This window comes from Streptomyces sp. NPDC048442 (genome assembly GCF_040651475.1).
Lineage (GTDB): Bacteria > Actinomycetota > Actinomycetes > Streptomycetales > Streptomycetaceae > Streptomyces.
Genome location: NZ_JBEZKB010000070.1, coordinates 1 through 1773, shown reverse-complemented (window position 1 = coordinate 1773; position 1773 = coordinate 1). Strand labels below are relative to the sequence as shown.

The following is a 1773-nucleotide window of genomic DNA, read 5'->3' as shown; positions in this document are numbered from 1 at the left end:
GGACGCTGTTGGTCAATTCGGGGCCCGCGTGACCACGGCCTGTACGACCCCGTTGGGGTTGTGCAGGCCGTCGTCGTGTTCGGAGGGTTCGATGTCGTTGCGTGGGATGGGTCCGGAGGAGATCCCGGAGGAGACCGCGCGGGTCGCACGTGCGGTGTTCCCGAAGGGGTGCCTGGCGATGCGGATGCGGGACACGTTGGGGCCGGTCTTCGATGACACGAAGTTCACCAACCTGTTCCCATCCCGGGGGCGGCCTGCGGTTTCTCCCGCGAGGCTGGCCCTGGTGTCGGTGTTGCAGTTCACCGAAGGACTCACCGACCGGCAGGCCGCGCACGCCGTGCGCTCGCGTCTGGACTGGAAGTACGCCCTGGGCCTGGAGCTGACCGATACCGGGTTCGACTTCTCGGTACTCAGTGAGTTCCGCTCCCGCCTGGTCGACGGTGCGGCCGGCCGCGTGATCCTGGATGCGGTTCTGCAAGCGGCCGGCGGGGCGGGGCTGGTGAAGGCGGGAGGGCGGCAGCGGACGGACTCCACTCATGTGCTGGCGGCGACGCGGGAGCTGAACCGGCTGGAGTTCGTGGTGGAGACGTTGCGCGCGGCCCTGAACGAGATCGCCTCCGTTGCCGGGCAGTGGCTGGCCTCGCTGGCTGAGCCGGAGTGGTTCGACCGGTACTCCACCCGGCCGGAAGACGGCCGCTTTCCCTCCCGTTGGGCGGGCCGGATCGAACACGGTCACCAGGTGATCTCCGATGGCCTGATGCTCCTGGAAGCCGTCGGGGGTCCATCTGCCCCAGCAGGTCTTCGGCAACTGCCCGCGGTGGAGTTCCTCCGCAAGGTGTGGGTCCAGCAGGGTGAGATCCACGAGGGTCGGCCACGCTGGCGCGATCCGCAGAGCATCCCGCCCGGCCGTATCCGCTATTGCACCCCCTACGACCCCGAAGCCCGGACAGGAGCAAAGCGGGACCGGGCTTGGGACGGCTACAAGGTGCACCTGAGCGAGACCTGCGAGCCCGACGCACCCCACCTGATCACCAACGTGACGACCACGCCGGCGGCGGCCTCCGACATGGAGATGACCACCGCCATCCATGACGAGCTCGAAGAACGCCGGCTCCTGCCCGATGAACACCTGCTGGACGCCGGCTATGTCGACGCCCACCACATCGCCGCGGCCCGGCACGACTACGGAGTCGAGATCCTTGGCCCGGTCCAGACCGCCACCGGTTGGCAGAACAAGGCCGACGAAGGCTTCGCTGTCACCGACTTCGTCATCGACTGGGACGCCCGGACAGTGACCTGCCCGAACGGGAAGACCACAGCCCAGTGGCGCCAGGACCGCAGTCAGCACGGAACCCCCGTCATCCGTTCCCAGTTCCCCGCCGGAACCTGTTCGCCCTGCCCGGAGCGAGCCCGCTGCACCCGCTCCACCGCGAAAGGCCGCGCGATCACACTCCGGCCCCGCCGCGAGCACGAAGCCCTCCAGCAGGCCAAAGCCCAGCAGGAGACGGACGTCTGGAAGCGGCAGTACCAGCACCGGGCAGGAGTCGAGGGCACCATCGCCCAGGCGGTCCACCGCTTCGAGGCCCGCCGCTCCCGCTACAGAGGACTGGCCAAGACTTCGCTGCAGCACTTCTTCACCGCGGCCGCGATGAACTTCGCCCGCCTGGACGCCTGGCTCACCAACACCCCGCTTGCCCCGACCCGCACCTCACCCTTCGCAGCCCTCCGCCCCGCCGGATAGCTCCAACGGGGCGGATTTACCAACAGCGTCCC

The 1773-nt window shown here is 68.8% G+C and carries 2 protein-coding genes; one reads left to right on the top strand and one right to left on the bottom strand.

Annotated features, from left to right (window positions below):
• Window positions 1–12: 12 nt before the first annotated feature.
• On the bottom strand, window positions 13–219 hold the full coding sequence (locus AB0D18_RS41200; protein ID WP_362430844.1) for a hypothetical protein: 207 nt from the start codon (window positions 217–219) through the stop codon (window positions 13–15).
• On the opposite strand from AB0D18_RS41200, the gene AB0D18_RS41195 reads away from it, so the two are divergent.
• Entirely contained in the window at window positions 155–1741 is a 1587-nt protein-coding gene (locus tag AB0D18_RS41195) for an IS1182 family transposase (protein ID WP_362430843.1), read from the top strand. The two genes, AB0D18_RS41200 and AB0D18_RS41195, sit on opposite strands and share 65 nt — an antisense overlap.
• The last annotated feature ends 32 nt before the right edge of the window (window positions 1742–1773 follow it).